Source organism: Flavobacterium sp. K5-23 (assembly GCF_023278045.1).
GTDB lineage: Bacteria > Bacteroidota > Bacteroidia > Flavobacteriales > Flavobacteriaceae > Flavobacterium.
On the sequence record NZ_CP056783.1, the window covers coordinates 2,708,558 to 2,721,786 of the forward strand.

Sequence of the window (13,229 nt, forward strand, 5' to 3'; positions counted from 1 at the left end):
TTTCAATAGTTTTTAATGGCTATAAACACTCCTTTCAGTCCTTCTTTTTTAAGCTTTTGTTTTAAGATTTAAAAGAGTGGATAACTGTGTTAACCCTTCTTAACCTTAAACTATGCTACTGAAATCTTCTTTTCTAAATAAACACTCTGCACGGTTTGTATCAATTCAACTCCTTCTTCAAAAGGTCTCTGAAAAGCCTTTCTCCCCAAAATCAATCCTGATCCTCCCGCCCGCTTGTTTATGACGGCAGTTTTTATGGCTTCGCTTAGATCTGATGCTCCTTTTGAGCCGCCACCCGAATTGATCAATCCAATTTTTCCCATATAGCAGTTGGCCACTTGTAGACGGCACAAATCAATGGGATGTTCTGTGGTAAGGGTTTCATACATACTGTCAACGTATTTGCCGAACTGGAGCTTTTTAAAACCGTAATTAGTGGTGGGTAATTTCTGTTTAATGATATCCGCCTGCATAGTCACGCCAAGGTGGTTGGCTTGCGAAGTTAAATCGGCAGCGGAATGATAATCCTGTTCAGTCGTTGCAAAGGACTCATTACGGAGATAACACCATAAAATGGTTGCCATTCCTAAGTTGTGTGCCTCTGCGAAAGCTTCCGCAATTTCTTTCAGCTGACGATTACTATTATTGGAACCAAAATAAATGGTAGCCCCTACTGCCACGGCTCCCATATTCCAGGCTTCTTTTACCGTTCCAAACAGAGTTTGGTCATATTTATTGGGGTAGGTCAACAATTCGTTATGATTTATCTTTACAATAAATGGAATTTTATGGGCATATTTTCGTGCGTTTAAAGCCAACACTCCAAATGTGGAAGCAACACCATTACACCCGGCTTCAAGTGCCAATTTTATAATATTTTCGGGGTCGAAATAGTTGGGGTAATTGTAGAATGAAAAAGAGGCGCTATGTTCAATCCCTTGGTCAACGGGAAGTATGCTTAAATATCCAGTACCAGAAAGATTTCCATGATTGTACAGTTGAGAAAGACTTCTGATAACTTGCGGGTTTCTATTACTGTTGCCAAAAATGGTGTCAATAGTATGAATAGATGGAGTTTGTAGCTTATCTTTTGTGATTTTCTCGCAAACGTGTTCCAGATATAAGGGAGCTTTAACCCCTAAATATTCAACTATATTTTCGTATGGATTCATAATTGCCTTTTTTAATTGATTCCCAAACTTTTATTAGTTTTAGAGATAGATTTTTGACCATCGATTTCAATTCCTGTAAGTGCTCGTATAGCATCAATCGTTTCTGGGATTACGATAGCTTGATTATCTACCACATAGGCATAAAAAAGCTCATCACCCACCACTTTCAGCATATCTTCCCAAAGTACAACTTCGTACATATCGCCCCAAGGTCTACCCATATCCAAAAACATTTCTTTTATGGTGTTGTTTGAAACTAATCCTTGGTCATAACGAATCAATTTAATTCGGCTTGAAGTCTTTAAAGCAATAAGTACTTCTTCTTTGGTTACTTGTTTTTTTAACTTGATATTCCAATAATGCATATGGCTCAAAGTTTCGGGAACTTTAACTGCCGAAGTGATTACATCCAGTTCTGGATCTACACTTTGCGCATCTGGACCTTGATGGCTGAGAATTTCTTTTTCGGGAACCATGGTATTCATTATTCCGCCTAAATGACTTTCCCAAGGGTCTGTTGCTCTTCTTAGTAATGTCCCTCGTGCATATTCTAAAATGTTTGCTCTTTTTAAAGCACCAAGCGTTCTTAAGATAGAAGTGGTATTACAGGAAACAACTCGTGTTGCATCTAGGTTTAAAGCGGACTCATAATTGGTTTCTGCATTAAAGGAGTGTCCTGTAGTTCCGTGTTTATCACCACCTTGCACAATAAATTTAATCCCTTACTTTTTATAAAATGGAACATTCTTTGCAGAAATAGTTTTAGGAGTACAGTCAACAACAAGATCTACCTGTTTCAAAAGGTCTTCCATGGTTCCTTTAACAGAAATACCAGATGCAATCATCTCTTTTCCCGCATCCTTTGTTGCTGCATATATCGGATAGCCTTTTCTAACGGCGTTCTGTATGCGCCAATCGCTGATGACATCACATATCCCAATCAGTTTCATATCATCTTGCAAATTAATAGCATCAGCAATCCTTTTTCCGATAACTCCATAACCAATGACTGCAATATTTTTCATATTTTTAAAGTTTAAGCCATTTTATTCCTGTAACAACTTGATTGATAAAAGAAAAAGTAGCTCTCTTATAAGCCAGTCAATTCATCATGCATAGGAGATGAATACTATATCTTGATTTTACAGAAACTTCAATATTGAATAAGTTGTTACTTATATTTTTTTTATTTGTGCATTATAGAAAGCCGCGATGCAAGCACCCGTAAGCCATCCGATTATGAAAGTTTGAATGATTCCTAACAATGCCTCCCAAAGAGAGACATCCATCCTGATGATACTCGTCGTGTCCAGCCCGTGTAAAAGACTGTTAAAGAAGTTTATGCTTCCATCTTTGTCAGCTGACATCATTACGATCATACAACCCAAATAAAGCAAGGCAACTGTTAGACCTAAGGCAAAACCGAATTTTTTTACGTTGATTGAATTCATAATTCCTGTTTTAGATTAATTATCAGATATTATAATTTTCTTTGATTCTTCGTATTCCTCTTTGGTGATTTCTCCTTTAGCAAACCGTTTTTTAAGAATAGCTAGTGGGTCCTCTTTTTTTGATTTTTGATATGGGATGCTATAGGGAGTAAAAAAAATCCAGAATAAAAAGATTCCCCAAATAATCCACCATATAAAGTGCATACCCCAGTAATGTTCGCTATAATTGTGCATAATTTCCAGTTTTAAATGTTAGTCTTTTAATTTAATTGATTGTATTGGACTTGAGTTTATCGGGTTGCCTTTGCAAATCATTCGCAGAAAGTTTCCCTTTCAAACTGATGACTACAGCTCTCTTTTTAGTTTTATTTATTATCGTTCATCATTCCCTTCATATCCATACCTTTCATGCCCGCACCTTTATCTTCCATCATTTTTATGCTGGATTTCATGCAATCGGCACTCATCATCCCTCCTTGATGCATCATTTGCATCATGTTTCCCATCATCTTTCCGTCCTTCATCATCTCTCCCATCATGGCTTTCATCATTTGCGGGTTTCCCATCATTCCTTGCATCATGTTTTTAGATGTCATACTATCTTTTATCATCATTTGCATCCCGTTTCCTTGCGTCATATTGCCCATCATTTTCTGATTCTCTTGCATCATTAGCATGGCATGTTGACTGTTTTGCATATTTTCCATAAATTCTGACATAAACACATGATTTTCCCCTATTGCATTAAAGAGTTCTTTCCTTGTTTCTGGATTATCAAGAATTGCTGTTGAGTCTGTTTTCTGGTTACAACCGTTTAAAGTTAGAATACCGATTACCGTTAAAATAATTACTGCTGTTTTCATACTATTTATTTTATTTAAGTGTTAATAAAAATTTTCATATTTAAAGTACATTTCTAATATTCTTGATAATATGTTATAATTTGAAATCTGTGTTATCCATTAATTGGCTGACTTTAGAAACTCTTCAATCTTTTTCGATGAGCTTTCAGTCAAATTGGCTCTTACCCTCATATGTAAACTAATGGTCTCCCAATCGGTATCATTATAATCCGCTGGAGAAGGAGCCAAATGACATCGACTACAAGTTTCTCCCCAAAGTTGAGCTCCTGATTTTTCAATTTTAATTTCTTTCGAAAGAGCTGTAGTTTCCGTGTAGGCATCCTTTGAAGTGGAACAAGCAACTATGACTATTAAAAAAAAAGCAATCATTAATGCTCCCGTCAGAATTTTAGGTATTGTTTTCATTTTTATAGCATTTATAGTTCATTAAAATCCTATTGCCCAGTGCAGAAAAACACTATCAGTTTTCGTGGTTCCTGCTGTTTTATGGCCTCCATTGACATCCGTGGTTTGGTAACTTAACTTTATCAAAGACCGCCATGTTAACCAATAGTTTATTCCAAAAGCAAATTGCTTGGATTTTTCTTCCCATTCTGCGCCTTTAGGAGCATTGAAATTTGAATATCTGCCCACAAACTCCAGTTTCTTTAGAAAATCACTATCTGCCATAGTTGATCTGTAACTTAATTGGCCGTAGAAAGAATTACTTCGATTATCAAAAGTGTACACTTCACTATCATTATTCAAATAGTTCGCTTTATCAACTTTAGAATTGTTATATTGAGCTTTAACATCCACAAATCCACTTATTTCTGGAATCTGTTTTACAAAAGAAAAGTCAAGTGCATAAAGAAAAGCCCCCACATTCTCATATTCTGAATCTGTAGAACCCGTACCATTAGTGGAATAAGCTGAAAAACCAACTTCGGTTGAAGAATCAGCAAAAGGCAATAATCCCAAACGGCCACCAAAAGCTTTACTCAAATTATTATCTTCATAATTTTGAAACAGCAGCATGCCTGCTTCTTCCGGCTCTTCACTACCGTCTTTTAATCGAGGCCCATTAGTGGAATAAACTGAATAGTTAATTGTAGGTCCTCCAAGGTCAAAGACGCCTCTTAATTCTACACCAATGCCAGAAGAAGGAGCTATACCATCATGACCAAAACCTAGTGGCCTTGTTGGAAATCGGTTAATCCATGCAGGATGTAGCCTTTCCATAAAGGTTCCAAAAGGAAGGAGGAATTTCCCTGCCCTAACTGTCATATACTTATTTATAATATACATTACATCAGCATATTCCAAACCTATTTCAAGTGAGTTATTTTCAAGCTCAAACTCAAGTTCTGCTTCAAACATAAGTTTGTTTGAATGTTTAAATAAAAAGATTGGAGAAAAAGCAGAACCCACAAATGAGGATTCTTTTTCATCTCCTAAGGTTTGATAGTTAAAACCAGTATGGCCGTAACCGCGAATCATAAACTGGGTTTTACTTGGTTTGTATGTTTCATAAACTGAAATACTATCACCATCGAAATTATATGTTTGGGCGTAAGTGTTAGAACCGCAAACAATGACTATTATTGATAAGACTATATTTTTCATTTTTTAAGAGTTCTGATATAGTTAATAATCTCCCAGCGTTTTTTTTCTGGAATTGAAGTTCTGTAGCCTGCCATTGGAGAGCGTCCTACTGCTATTTTCCAGAAAATCGCACCATCTGTTTGTGATTGAAATTCAGAATTAGTCAAATCAGTAGGCTTTGGCGTTAACCCTGTACCTCCTATCCCATCCCCTTTGCCCTTTATTCCATGGCAAACGGAACATAGCGCGTTGAAAAGTTTTTTGCCGGAAGTAGAGGCCTCCTTATCATTTTTTAAAGGATTGACAATTTTATCGGCACTAGAAGGGGCAACCCATTTTTTCTGGATTGGTTCATTAAAACCTACAATTAGAAAACACATTACGGACAAAAGCGTAATACAAGTTAAAATACTTTTTGTTTTCATGATTAATTTCTGTTTTAGAAAATTATCGCATTTTTCATAAAGTAAAGTTCCAAATAATTTATTCTTTATTTTATGATATATATCACATCATAAGCTATTTATAGACTTCCTGCCAAGTTTTACATGTAATTAAATAAAGGTTAATTTTAATGAATATCATTTGGTATAATATTGTCGTGATTTATTATAATATCTTTTTTAGGATTATAAAAGTTATTAAATAGTTTGACTAAAAGAAAAGTAGGAAAACCCATTTAGCACTATAAATGTAATAAATATTTTCAATCTATTTAACATAAATTTTGTTTTAAATAAAACGTAAGTCATTTAAAATTAAATAATTAAGTGATATTTATAATGATTAAATTCATTAAATCAGATTAACAAAAGGATAAACTACTATTTCGATAGCAATGTTTTTTTTACGGTATTTCAAAAAATGATTTAAGCATAAACTTTATAAAATCCTTAAATCTTTTAATTGAATGGTGGCATGAAAAAGAAGTTATTCATCAATAGAAACTCATAATTGACCCGAAAAAACAGTTCAAGTTTGGATCTAGGTCTTTTGTTTTCGTTTTTAATAAAAGTAAAATCAGGTAGCCTTTAGTTATTTTTTAAAGGAAAAAAGGAACTAGTAAACTGTTTTTTTAAAGAATTATGAGGAGGAACAATAGTCATTGTGAGTTCACAATACCATCGGATGAATCGTTCCTAAATGAGTGATTTTCCCTCCATAAGTGTGGGTTTGAAAGGCATCACATTTTTATGGAATATTCAAATAAAGTGCGGCTGATAACTTATTTTAAGAATAGAAAACAAAAATGCAGTTTCTTATTTCCTAAGTTTTTTATATAAAACAGGACAAATCTTTTTTAAACTTTCTGGATTTTCTTCATTCCAGTTAAAACTGATCAGCGGGTAATTATCTTCATTTGTCAGGAAAGTATCATAGTCAATATAAGGATATAACTCTTCTGAAGTTTTGTTAATGAATGAAGCCATAGCCACATACCAAAAACTCTCAAATTCATAATTTTCTTCGCCTTCAACGATTTCTTTTATAAGGGAGTCTGGATTTGATTTAGCGTCATAATAAACCGCTTTTCCTCTGGATATTAACCAACATCTGAAATACTCAAACCCATTGTCAGAACATCCATTATTCATTAAATAAGCTGCGCACCACATATTAGAATTATAAGTATCATAAAGTAGTTTATCCGTTCTTAAACGAAAACCCACGATCTCTTTTGGTGTTAGTTTCTCAATTTCAGCAATTAGAAAAACTTCCTGGTCTTCTTTATTCGTAGTGACTTTTATTGAATTATCAATAATTCCCCAGTATATGTCTTCATCAAGCATTTCGCTTGTTTTAGTAAAGGTAATGGAATCATATTTAATTTCTGTTGTAACTGTATGTGCATCATTTACAGCTAGTTTAGAAACAGGAGTTTTAATATTATCTTGACTAAAAGACAGCGTACTAAAAAGCAGAAAACTAATCAGAATTGTATTTGAATTTCTCATAAAATTAAACAGTTTTAAGTTCTATTTATTTGGTAAAATTAACATTTTTTATTCTGTAATGTCAAATCCGGAGACATAAAAATTTTTATTGATTACAAGTGTTGAATTAACATTCGGCACTGCCATAATATTCCATTCTACACCAGGTTGTAACCATTTATCTTCTCCATTAACTTTTGCTATTAGTGGCATATCGAAACCTGTAACGCAATTTGTCCATCTATAAAATAATGTTTTGTTTTTAAAATAATATTCTAACGTTGGAATCCTTGTATCTCTTAAATATTGATCAAAAAATGTTTTTAAATCCAGCCCAGCCTGTTCACTTAAATAATCTTCAATTTGTTTTGTGGTGACGGTTTGATGATAAAAAGTACTATTTAATCCTCTTAATATACTTCTCCATTTCTCGTCGTTATTCACTATTTGGCGTAAGCTATGCAGCATATTAGCGCCTTTATAATACATATCGCTTGAGCCTTCATTATTTAGGTTATACTTCCCTATAATAGGAATATCATTTTGTATATTTTTCCTAAGTCCTTTTACATAAGCATATCCAGCTTCCTTGCCATAGAAATATTCCAAAAAAAGACTTTCTGAATAATTTGTAAAACTCTCATGAATCCACATATCAGCAATATCTTTATACGTAATATTATTGGCAAACCATTCGTGACCCGATTCATGGATAATAATAAAATCAAATTTCAATCCCCAACCCGTATCACTCAAATCAGTACCGAGATAGCCGTTTTCATAACCATTACCATAAGTTATACTACTTTGATGTTCCATTCCTAAATACGGGGCTTCAACGAGTTTGTAACAGTCTTCGTAAAAAGGATAAGGACCAAACCAATGCTCTAATGCTTTAAGCATGCGAGGCACTTCTTTGAATTGTTTTTTGGCTTTCGCCAAATTATCTCTTAAAACATAATAGTTACAGTCTAAATCTCCTTTTTCACCTTTGTATTTTTCCGAAAATGAAACATAATCCCCTATGTTTATATTGACTCCGTAATTATTTATTGGGTTGGATACATACCAGTTATAGGTTTTCGTTCCGTCTTTTAATTCTTTTACGCTTTGCAAACGACCATTGGACACATTTACGAGGTTTCCGGGAACATTTACACTGATTAGCATATTTTCCACCTCGTCATACATATGGTCTTTATTTGGCCACCATACACTAGCTCCTAAGCCTTGACAGCTAGAAGCAATAAATGGCTTTCCATTACCGTCTTTTTTCCATGTAATCCCTCCATCCCATGGTGGATTAACCGCGACTTTAGGTTTACCTCCGTAAAAAACAGTAAGTTCTCTTAAAGTTCCAATTTTCTGAAGAGAAGTCAATTCTACAAAAAATGCATTTCCATCTCTAGTGTATTTCAATTCCTTACCATCCTGTACTACTTTATAGATTTGCATTGGATTTTGCAAATCGATCTGCATACGTTTGTCTTCAAGTAATACTTGATATCGAATAGTATTAGATCCTGTAATTGTACTGTCTGCAGGATTTACTTTTATATCTAAATGATAGGATTTAACATCCCACCAAGCTCTTTCTTTGGTAATGCTTCCACGTAATGTATCTTGCCTTGTAAAAGCAACATCTGTTTTATCGAGAAGGCCTTGCCCCTTTAATCCATTCGATACTAATAAAACAAAACAAATAGTACTTAAATATTTCTTCATGAATTTCAAAACTTTTACTCTTTAATTCTTAATCTATAGTATTATAAATTTTCGATGAATTTAGTCAATAAATGAACGCCGTAAGCCGTTGCGTGTTTGCTTTTAGCAAATTCTCCATCTCCAAAAGCAACTCCTGCAATATCAAGATGTGCCCAAGCAGGATGTTCCTGCGTGAAGAACTCTAAAAATTTAGCGGCACTTATTGCACCAGCCACTGGTTTTCCACTGTAATTTTTCACATCTGCGATATCGCTTTCTATATCTTGCTTGTAGGCATCCCAAAGCGGTAACGGCCATAAACGCTCGCCTACTGCATCTCCGGCTTCCTGTAGTTTTTTTGAAACAGACTCGTTATTGGTAAATAAGGCTCCGCATTCATATCCAAAAGTTCCCACACTACTTCCCGTAAGTGTGGCAATGTCTACAATATACTCTGGTTTGTAGTTTTTTATTAAGTAAGACAAACCATCAGCCAAAATAAGACGGCCTTCCGCATCAGTATCAATGATTTCGATTGAATGTCCGCTATAACTATAGATTACTTCACTTGGCATAAATGATTTATTATCAACCGAATTTTCGGCACAAGGAACGATTGCGGTTACTTTTACAGGTAACTTTAAATCGGCTATAAGCTGCATTACTCCTAAAACCGCTGCCGCACAAGCCATATCGCATTTCATCTGAACCATTCCGGACGTTTTAATATTAAGTCCTCCGGTATCAAATGTGATTCCTTTACCTACTAAACCCACGTGTTTTTGAACACCTACATTCTCCTCTGGAGTATATTTTAAAATTAAAAACTGTGGTTCGTTTTCACTTCCTTTACCCACGGCCAAAAATGCGCCTAATCCTTCAATTTCAGCAGCTTCATAACCAAGTACATCTACTTCAAAGCCATACTTTTCTCCACGGTCTTGGGCCCAATTAGCAAGGAATTTTGGATTCACTTTATTTGGAGGTGAATCAACGAGATACAAAGTTTCAAGTTGGGCACGAGCAATTTTTATGGCTTTATCAATTGTGGGTGTAAAATCTTTTATAGATAGAATATCCAATTCAAACTCAGCTTTCAAAAAAGGATGGTCTTCTTTTTTCTTGAAATGCCCTAAATCATAAGTTCCTAAAAGCAAGCCTGAAACAGTAGCCTCGACTTGTTCTAAGCTGAATTCTTCTGGAATATGTAAAGCTACATTTTTGCCCAAATTCTCTTTTTGATTAGTGGAAATTCTGCGCGAAATTGTTTTTAATTCTTTATAATCAATAGTTTTACCCAGACCAATAAAAACATAAGTGTTTCCGTTTTTTTCTGACAAATAATGAGTGTCTTTTTTTCCATAGAAAACTTTAGATGAAATTTCTACATCTCCAAACTTAATGGGTATCAAATTTTTAGTACTTGTTTCGAAAACAGGAATTAATATGGTTCCTGAAAAATTCTCTAAACTTGCTATATTTTTTGTTTTCATTTTATTGTTTTAAGTTATGGGAAATGGTGTTACTCGAAGAATAAAATACATTTTAAGAGTATATAAAAATCTATTTATGGTCACTTTTAACTATAACAAATTTACTGATTTTATATTTAGTAATTAATAGAAATTTGAATAGTCCTCATTCAATTATAAAGAAAAACCCGATAGCTACATACAATAGCTATCGGGCTTAAATAATAACATTAAATCAAAAGCAAAGTCTATTTCTGACGGCTTTTCAATACGTCAATTACATCATTAATTTGGAAACCCTTGGCTTGCAATAAAATAAGATAGTGAAAAAGTAAATCGGCACTTTCACTCAAGAACAAATCATCGTTATCATCTTTAGCTTCAATCACCACTTCTATTGCTTCCTCTCCTACTTTCTGTGCAATTTTATTAATCCCCAGTTCAAAAAGTGAAGCCACGTAACTCTTCTCTGAATCTGCATTTTCTCTTCTAGTTTTGATGGTGTCTTCCAAATTTGAAATAAATCCATAATCCAATTTGTTTTCAGTTCCCCAACAAGTGTCCGTTCCTTTGTGACAAGTAGGTCCATCCGGTTTTACCTGAATTAATAAGGTATCATCATCACAATCGTTTTTGATATCAATTAAATTCAAAAAATTACCGCTTTCTTCGCCTTTTGTCCAAAGTCTTTGTTTGGAACGGCTGTAAAAAGTTACTTTTTTGGTTTCTATCGTTTTTTGATAAGCCTCCGCATTCATATAACCCAACATCAAAACCGTTTTGGTTTCGCTATCTTGAATAATGGCAGGAATTAATCCATCTGTGTTTTTTGAAAAATCTATGTTCATATTTTTTTGTCTAAAGTTTTAAAGTCGAATGTCTTAAAGTCAAAATAAATCAAATTCGTACCTCGATGTTATTATTCTTAAGTTCTTTTTTTAGTGTTTTTATTTCAATTTCCTTAAAGTGAAATACGCTTGCCGCCAAGGCTGCATCGGCTTTTCCTGATTTGAAACAATCTACAAAATGCTGAATGCTTCCAGCTCCTCCAGAAGCGATTATCGGGATATTTACTAAAGTTGATAATTTAGCCAAGGCTTCATATGCGAATCCGTTTTTAGTACCGTCATTATCCATCGAGGTAAAAAGTATTTCTCCCGCTCCTCTTTGCTCTACTTCTATTGCCCAGTCAAATAAGTTAAATTCGGTTGGGACTTTTCCGCCTACCAAATGCACGATCCATTTTCCTTCAATTTGTTTGGCATCAATCGCTACAACCACGCATTGGCTTCCGAATTTTTGTGCCAAATCATTTATCAATTGCGGGTTTTTAACAGCCGATGAATTAATGGAAACTTTATCGGCTCCATTTTGCAATAAAATTTCAACATCTTCAACTGAGGATATTCCGCCACCTACTGTAAACGGAATATTGATAGTAGAAGCTACTTTTCTAACCAAATCAACCAACGTTTTTCGTCGCTCTTCCGTTGCCGAAATATCTAGAAACACCAGTTCGTCAGCACCTTCATCCGAATAGATTTTGGCCAATTCAACAGGATCTCCTGCATCACGTAAATCAACAAAATTGACGCCTTTTACCGTTCTTCCGTTTTTAATGTCTAAGCAGGGAATTATTCTTTTTGTCAGCATTTTTTATTGTTATTAGGTAGAGACGCGATTAATCGCGTCTCTACAATATATATTGTTCTAACTGTTTCAACGAAATTCGCCCTTCGTAAATCGCTTTTCCGATTATGGTTCCTTCACAACCTAGTTCAGCCAGTTTTGGTAATTCGTCGAATGTGGAAATTCCGCCTGAAGCTATTAATTTAATCTCGGCTCCGCTCGATTTGACATTGCATTGCTTTAAAATTTTAGCATACAAATCAAAACTTGGACCTTCCAGCATTCCGTCTTTGGCAATGTCAGTACAAATGACATACTGAATTCCTTTATCTTGGTAGTTTTGTATAAACGGCACTAAATCTTCATCAGACTCTTCTAACCAACCCGATATAGCCACTTTTTCATTGTTAGCGTCTGCTCCAAGAATGATTTTATCGGCACCATATTCGGCAATCCATTTTTCGAATACTTCCCTGTTTTTTACAGCAATACTACCGCCAGTTATTTGGTTTGCTCCACTTTCAAAAGCGATTCGTAAATCATTATCCGATTTCAATCCCCCTCCAAAATCAATTTTTAATTTGGTTTGAGTAGCAATTTGTTCCAATATTTTATAATTTACAATTTTGCTCGATTTGGCTCCGTCTAAATCAACTAAATGTAAATATTCTATTCCGTGTGCTTCAAATGATTTCGCCACTTCAAGCGGATTTTCATTGTATATAATTTTGGTATTGTAATCGCCTTTGGATAAACGAACACATTTTCCGTCGATGATGTCTATTGCTGGTATAATTCGCATAATTTGTTTCAAGTTTAAAGTTTCAAGTTCAAAAAATTCCCTAGAATTTTCTCCCCTACATCACCACTTTTTTCTGGGTGAAATTGGGTTCCGTAAAAATTGTCTTTTTGTAATGCCGAGGCGTATTCTACTTCATAATTAGTTGTAGCGATAGCTTCTACACAAATAGGTGCATAAAAACTATGTACTAAATACATATATTCGTTTTCAGCGATTCCTTTAAACAAAGGCGATTTAAGATTGTAAATTTGGTTCCAACCCATTTGTGGCACTTTTACTTTTGGAGTGAATTTTATCACATCTACATCAAAAATTCCCAACCCTTTTGTATCTCCTTCTTCAGATTTGTTGCACATCAATTGCATTCCGAGGCAAATTCCCAAAACAGGTTCCGTCAATGTTGGAATCAAAGTGTCTAAACCGCTTTCTAAAAGCATTTTCATTGCCGAACTAGCTTCACCTACACCCGGAAAAATCACTTTATCGGCTACTTTAATCTCCTCAGGATTATTACTCAAAACCGCTTTGAACCCCAATCTTTCGATGGCAAACATAATGCTCTGAATATTTCCTGCTCCGTAATTTATGATTACTATTTTCATTTATTTAGTCTTAATG

Annotated in this window: 16 protein-coding genes; all 16 read right to left on the reverse strand. The window is 34.5% G+C overall.

Features of this window, described 5'->3' with window-relative positions; translation table 11 throughout:
* Positions 1-110: 110 nt before the first annotated feature.
* Complete coding sequence (locus FLAK523_RS11750; RefSeq protein ID WP_248903609.1) at positions 111-1,172, reverse strand: class I fructose-bisphosphate aldolase; 1,062 nt, start codon at positions 1,170-1,172, stop codon at positions 111-113.
* A gap of 11 nt (positions 1,173-1,183) precedes the next feature.
* Complete coding sequence (locus FLAK523_RS11755; RefSeq protein WP_248903611.1) at positions 1,184-1,879, reverse strand: type II glyceraldehyde-3-phosphate dehydrogenase; 696 nt, start codon at positions 1,877-1,879, stop codon at positions 1,184-1,186.
* A 15-nt stretch (positions 1,880-1,894) separates the two neighbouring features.
* Positions 1,895-2,197 (reverse strand): hypothetical protein, encoded by a 303-nt coding sequence (locus tag FLAK523_RS11760; RefSeq protein WP_248903613.1) that lies wholly within the window; start codon positions 2,195-2,197, stop codon positions 1,895-1,897.
* A gap of 150 nt (positions 2,198-2,347) precedes the next feature.
* The gene (locus FLAK523_RS11765) at positions 2,348-2,623 is read right to left on the reverse strand and encodes a DUF5676 family membrane protein (RefSeq protein WP_248903615.1); all 276 of its coding nucleotides are present in this window, start codon (positions 2,621-2,623) and stop codon (positions 2,348-2,350) included.
* Positions 2,624-2,638: 15 nt separating this feature from the next.
* Positions 2,639-2,857, reverse strand: a complete 219-nt coding sequence (locus tag FLAK523_RS11770; RefSeq protein WP_248903617.1) for an SHOCT domain-containing protein — start codon at positions 2,855-2,857, stop codon at positions 2,639-2,641.
* 131 nt (positions 2,858-2,988) lie between these two features.
* Positions 2,989-3,486 (reverse strand): DUF4175 domain-containing protein, encoded by a 498-nt coding sequence (locus tag FLAK523_RS11775; protein WP_248903619.1) that lies wholly within the window; start codon positions 3,484-3,486, stop codon positions 2,989-2,991.
* 99 nt (positions 3,487-3,585) lie between these two features.
* A complete protein-coding gene (locus FLAK523_RS11780; RefSeq protein ID WP_248903622.1) occupies positions 3,586-3,891 on the reverse strand; it encodes a hypothetical protein in 306 nt (101 codons plus the stop codon).
* A 21-nt stretch (positions 3,892-3,912) separates the two neighbouring features.
* Positions 3,913-5,091, reverse strand: a complete 1,179-nt coding sequence (locus FLAK523_RS11785; RefSeq protein ID WP_248903624.1) for a hypothetical protein — start codon at positions 5,089-5,091, stop codon at positions 3,913-3,915.
* Entirely contained in the window at positions 5,088-5,495 is a 408-nt protein-coding gene (locus tag FLAK523_RS11790; RefSeq protein ID WP_248903626.1) for a c-type cytochrome, read from the reverse strand. Before FLAK523_RS11790 ends, FLAK523_RS11785 begins: the two co-directional genes overlap by 4 nt.
* Before the next feature lie 834 nt (positions 5,496-6,329).
* Positions 6,330-7,025 carry a DUF4240 domain-containing protein gene (locus FLAK523_RS11795; RefSeq protein ID WP_248903628.1) on the reverse strand — a complete coding sequence of 232 codons (696 nt, stop codon included), beginning with the start codon at positions 7,023-7,025 and terminating at the stop codon, positions 6,330-6,332.
* A gap of 48 nt (positions 7,026-7,073) precedes the next feature.
* Positions 7,074-8,729, reverse strand: a complete 1,656-nt coding sequence (locus FLAK523_RS11800) for a M1 family metallopeptidase (RefSeq protein ID WP_248903630.1) — start codon at positions 8,727-8,729, stop codon at positions 7,074-7,076.
* 41 nt (positions 8,730-8,770) lie between these two features.
* Complete coding sequence (locus FLAK523_RS11805) at positions 8,771-10,201, reverse strand: M17 family metallopeptidase (RefSeq protein ID WP_248903631.1); 1,431 nt, start codon at positions 10,199-10,201, stop codon at positions 8,771-8,773.
* Positions 10,202-10,428: 227 nt separating this feature from the next.
* Complete coding sequence (gene hisIE / locus FLAK523_RS11810) at positions 10,429-11,028, reverse strand: bifunctional phosphoribosyl-AMP cyclohydrolase/phosphoribosyl-ATP diphosphatase HisIE (protein ID WP_248903633.1); 600 nt, start codon at positions 11,026-11,028, stop codon at positions 10,429-10,431.
* A 49-nt stretch (positions 11,029-11,077) separates the two neighbouring features.
* Positions 11,078-11,833: an imidazole glycerol phosphate synthase subunit HisF gene (gene hisF, locus FLAK523_RS11815; protein ID WP_248903635.1), complete on the reverse strand. Its 756-nt coding sequence runs from the start codon at positions 11,831-11,833 to the stop codon at positions 11,078-11,080.
* A gap of 40 nt (positions 11,834-11,873) precedes the next feature.
* The gene (hisA, locus tag FLAK523_RS11820; protein WP_248903637.1) at positions 11,874-12,611 is read right to left on the reverse strand and encodes a 1-(5-phosphoribosyl)-5-[(5-phosphoribosylamino)methylideneamino]imidazole-4-carboxamide isomerase; all 738 of its coding nucleotides are present in this window, start codon (positions 12,609-12,611) and stop codon (positions 11,874-11,876) included.
* Positions 12,612-12,625: 14 nt separating this feature from the next.
* The gene (hisH, locus tag FLAK523_RS11825; protein WP_248903638.1) at positions 12,626-13,213 is read right to left on the reverse strand and encodes an imidazole glycerol phosphate synthase subunit HisH; all 588 of its coding nucleotides are present in this window, start codon (positions 13,211-13,213) and stop codon (positions 12,626-12,628) included.
* Positions 13,214-13,229: the final 16 nt, after the last annotated feature.